A 3,937-nucleotide genomic window follows, 5' to 3' on the forward strand; every position below is an offset into this window, starting at 1 on the left:
ACCTCAAGCAGGTGCTCCACTACTACGTCGAGCATCAGAAGGACGTCATCACACGCAGAACGAAATACGAGCTGAACAAGGCACAGGCCCGCGCTCATATTTTACAGGGCCTGACTATCGCGCTCGACCATCTCGACGCTGTTATTACAACAATCCGTGAAAGCCGCACGGCAGATATTGCACGTCAGGCTCTCATGGACGGCTTCGGTCTCACAGAGAAGCAGGCTCAGGCTATCCTCGACCTCCGTCTCCAGCGCCTCACAGGACTCGAGCGTGAGAAGATTGAGGAAGAATATCAGGAAATCTTGAAGACTATCGATTACTTGCAGGGTGTTCTCGCAGATGAGAAAAAAATCTTCGGCATCATCAAGGACGAGCTCACGAAGGTCAAGGAGCAGTACGGCGACGACCGCCGCACGCGCATCACGCTTTCCGGCGCGGATATGGATATCGAGGACCTCATTGCTGAAGAAGATGTTGTCCTCACCGTCACCCACGGCGGCTATGTAAAACGCATACCGCTCACCACCTACCGCAACCAGAAACGCGGCGGACGCGGCGTAACGGGCATGGGCACGAAGGAGACGGATTTCGTCGAGCACCTGCTCATCACGACGACGCACCATACTATCCTGTTCTTCACCAACCGCGGTCTTGTGTACCGTCTGAAGGGCTACGATATTCCGGAGGCAGCGCGTCAGGCCAAGGGCACGGCTATAGTAAATCTCCTGCCCCTTGCAAGCGGAGAAACTATCACGGCCGTCATTCCTATCCGCGAGTACAGAGAGGACCGTTTCCTCTTTATGGCTACCAAGAAGGGTATCGTCAAGAAGACGGGTCTTAAGGAATACGACACGGCGCGCAAGGGCGGTCTTATCGCTCTCACGCTGGATGAGGACGACGAGCTTATCGGTGTACGCTTCACCGACGGCGAGCGCCGCATTATCCTCGGAACCCGCGACGGTCTCGCAATCATGTTCGAGGAGGACGACGTACGCCCAATGGGCCGTCAGGCACGCGGCGTACACGGTATCCGCCTGAAGGATATGGACGAGGTCGTAGGCATGGATACTGTCAAAGAGGACAGCGAAGTCCTGACAGTCACCGAGGAGGGCTACGGCAAACGCACGGCAGCCACCGAGTACCGCGTGCAGCAGCGCGGCGGCAAGGGTGTCATCAACATGAAGGTCACGGAAAAGACCGGTGCCGTTGTAGGCCTCAAGGTCGTCAGACCGAACCAGGAGCTCATGCTGATAACACAGGAGGGCATCGTAATCCGTACGAATATCGATGAAATCTCCGTAATCAGCCGCAACACCCAGGGTGTTACGCTCATTAAAACAGAAAACGGCGACAGGGTTGCTTCCCTCGCTGTAATGGACCAGAAATCCGAATAAGAAGTAAAATTAAAGGGTTATCGCGCAAAGCACAATGCTTTTGCGATAACCCTTTTTTGTCGGTGATACGCTTGCTAAAAAGACAAAAAATGTTATAATGAAATCAGAAATGGTGCTGCCTAACGGTCAGCCCTCACGTTTCTATCGAAAGTAATACTTTACGAAAGATAACCGCTTAACTGTCCAGGTTAGGAGCGGTTATTTTTTGTTTCCATGACGATAAGCAAAACAAGTAAAAGAATTACTATCGCTTCATTCATGGGCATCACCCCCTTAAAGAGGGCAAGAACCGCCAAACAGCACCTAATACATTATACGAAACATACATTCTATTATCAAGAATTTTTCTTATTAATTTTCCCCGAACAGCACCAATCCGCCTTTTCTGCTGTAGCCCGTATTCCAAAGCATATCAAATGCCAGCCAGCGCCATGTACCGTAGGTGACGACCTTTACAAGCTCCATGCCCTGCTCAAACCAATAGCCTGTTATGAGATACCAGTGCCACACATAGTCCGCCATGGCCGGGGCGCTGTGGCGCAGGGTGAGCGTCGGTATGGGAAAGCCCCCGTCTATCTGCCTTTTTACGGCTTCTCTCGCGTCTTCGTAGGCCGCCTCTCCGTCAAAGGGCGCCATGGAGATACTGCTTTCTCCCCTCTGAGCCAAAAATTCATTGACCCCGTCCATGTAAATATCCAGCGTGTCTATGCCCGTGAACCGCGGCTTCAGATAGGGCTTCATTTCCATACCGAACTCCAGATAATCCTCACGGGTGATGTTCTTCACGTCCTTCGGATAAAGGCGCGTGCCCCTGTATATGTCAAAATAAATGCTTGAGTCGCAGGCGGTCACCGCCGCGCAGCCTCCTATTTTCATCCAGCGGTCCGTAAACCAGCCCTGCGCTCCGCCGTAACCGTTCTCTCCAACGGCAAAATACGGCAGCTCTTTTTTTATCATAAAGCATCTCCCTCTGAAAGCTCATTTCAATATCTGCTTCAACTATATTTCTTTTCATGATTTTTCGCAACAAAATCGGCAAAATATGGTAGGATAATTACATAACCTGCGTGTATCTTTAGGCAGGCCCCCGCCGCATTAAAAATAACTGCGGTACACAAAAAAGAAAAGGAGTCTTCTTGATGATACAGGCTGTAATCGACATAGGTTCAAACACCGTGCGCATGGCTCTATACGAGATAAGCAGCGGCGCGCCTGAGCTTCTTCTTAAGCGCAAGCAGATAGTCGGACTGGCTTCATACGTGAAGGACGGCGTAATGCAGGACGAAGGAATCGAAAAGGCCGTTGAGGTTCTCACGGATTTCCGCCTTTCCCTTGAACGCCTTTCCATAAAAAACATAGCGGCATTCACCACCGCCGCCCTGAGAAACGCGAAAAACAGCGCGGAGGCTGTTTCCCGCATTGAAAGGGAGTCAGGTGTTTCCATACGCGTGCTGAGCGGCGACGAGGAAGCTCTTTTTGACTTCGTTGGCGCAACGCACGACGTGGAGGAGCCTGACGGACTTCTCATCGACATAGGCGGCGGCAGCACGGAGCTTGTTTTATACGAAAATCATGAAATCAAACGGCAGGTGAGCCTCCCTATCGGCTCCCTGGCTCTCCGAACAGGAAATGTGGAGGCGACTCTCCCCACACCCGCGGAGGTTGAAAGCATGCGCCGCATTGCGCGGAAGGAGCTTTCCCTTGAGGACTGGAAGGGCATAACTGTCCCTGTAATATGCGCTATCGGCGGCACCTTTAAGGGAGCGCGCGCAGTTTACAATGCCTGCTATCCCTGCCCGGAGCCGACCTGCTCCATGGACACGGAAAAGCTATCCGGGATACTTTCACGTTTCTCCGTAGGCGAAAAGATTCCGGAGGCGGAGCTTCTGCTGCTTCTGCGCGCTGACCCCGACCGTATTCACACGCTCCTTCCGGGGCTTGTAATTGCCGAGGCCCTTTTTGAGCATTTCGGGGTAAAGCGGGCTGTCTACAGCGACTCAGGAGTGCGCGAAGGCTTTTTATACAGTGAAATAATACCAAAGCTGAAATAATCAGGAGGATTTAATATATGGGAATTGGTGATTGGATAAAAAATGCCGTGCAGCCGGACGTTCCTGAACAAGACCCGTCTGAGCTTTACAGGCTCGGACTGAAATACTTTATCGGACAAGAAATAGAGCCCGACTATGACAAGGCGCGGGAATATTTTCTCGCCGCTGCGCAGAAGGAACACGGCGGCGCGCTCTACGCTCTCGGCATGATAGCCATGCAGGAGGGCTTTTATGATGAGGCCGCGGAGCGTCTTGTTGCGGCAACGCAGACGGACATTGAGCCCCAGGCGGCTGCATGGATGGACCTTGGACGTCTTTTCCTCTATGAAAAGCACGAGCCATTAAAGGCTGCGGAGTTTTATAAAAAGGCCGTGGAGGACGGCTTCGGTGAAGGCGCTCTCATGCTTGGGCGCATTTATTCCGAGGCATATCTCGGCGGTCCGCAGACGGATTAAGAAACGGCTCTTTCGTGGTTCAATACCGCCGTTG

4 protein-coding genes are annotated in these 3,937 nt (G+C 52.5%); 3 read left to right on the plus strand and 1 reads right to left on the minus strand.

Features of this window, described 5'->3' with window-relative positions; translation table 11 throughout:
* Positions 1 to 1,397 (plus strand): DNA gyrase C-terminal beta-propeller domain-containing protein (locus ACY69O_RS06775; RefSeq protein ID WP_462332708.1); only part of this gene is annotated, 1,397 nt, incomplete at its 5' end.
* Between the two features lie 351 nt (positions 1,398 to 1,748).
* Here ACY69O_RS06775 and ACY69O_RS06780 read toward each other — a convergent pair.
* Positions 1,749 to 2,354: a hypothetical protein gene (locus ACY69O_RS06780; RefSeq protein WP_462332709.1), complete on the minus strand. Its 606-nt coding sequence runs from the start codon at positions 2,352 to 2,354 to the stop codon at positions 1,749 to 1,751.
* A 182-nt stretch (positions 2,355 to 2,536) separates the two neighbouring features.
* Here ACY69O_RS06780 and ACY69O_RS06785 point away from each other — a divergent pair, with 182 nt between their 5' ends.
* Positions 2,537 to 3,448, plus strand: a complete 912-nt coding sequence (locus ACY69O_RS06785; RefSeq protein WP_462332710.1) for a Ppx/GppA phosphatase family protein — start codon at positions 2,537 to 2,539, stop codon at positions 3,446 to 3,448.
* 17 nt (positions 3,449 to 3,465) lie between these two features.
* On the plus strand, positions 3,466 to 3,903 hold the full coding sequence (locus tag ACY69O_RS06790) for an SEL1-like repeat protein (RefSeq protein ID WP_462332711.1): 438 nt from the start codon (positions 3,466 to 3,468) through the stop codon (positions 3,901 to 3,903).
* The last annotated feature ends 34 nt before the right edge of the window (positions 3,904 to 3,937 follow it).

This window comes from Schwartzia sp. (in: firmicutes), assembly GCF_978017985.1.